This is a genomic window from Dietzia sp. UBA5065, assembly GCA_002415925.1.
Taxonomy (GTDB): Bacteria; Actinomycetota; Actinomycetes; order Mycobacteriales; family Mycobacteriaceae; genus Dietzia.
This window is the reverse complement of the sequence record DIAZ01000005.1, coordinates 685-1,173: the sequence shown is the minus strand read 5'-3', so window position 1 is coordinate 1,173 and position 489 is coordinate 685. Positions and strand designations below refer to the sequence as shown.

Sequence of the window (489 nt, the reverse complement as noted above, 5' to 3'; positions counted from 1 at the left end):
GCGCGGCCATGGTCGCGATCTCCCGCTCCCGCGCGGTGAGCCGGGGGTCGTCGGGGGCCCGCAGCCGGGTCCGCGGGAGGACCACCGGGCCGAGCCCGTCGAGGATCGCGCTCATCCGGGAGAGGGCGCGAGACGCCTCGACCCGGTCCCCCGACTCGAGGAGCAGGCCCGCCGCCACCGACGCCGCCTCCGCCGCCCCGGCGAGCTGACCGGCGGACTCGAACATCTCCACCGTCGCCGCCACCCCGGCGCCGTCGCGGGCCCGTATGGCCGACAGTAGCGCGGACAGGGCCGCGGCCCGGTCGCCGTCGACGCGGGCCAGCTGGTCGGCCCAGAGCTCGAGGTCAACGTCCCGCCCGCTGCGCCAGAGCTCCCACAGGAGGTTCACCGCGACCAGGTGGCGGCCCGCGGCGACCGCGGAGTCGACGGCCGCGCGGGCGGCCCCGACCGCCCGGTCCAGCACCTCGTCCGGGGCCGAGGCGGCGGCGG

The 489-nt window shown here is 79.6% G+C and carries 1 pseudogene; it reads right to left on the bottom strand.

Annotated elements, in window-relative coordinates:
* Positions 1 to 489 (bottom strand): annotated as a pseudogene (locus B4M60_RS00525) (hypothetical protein); the annotation flags it as partial.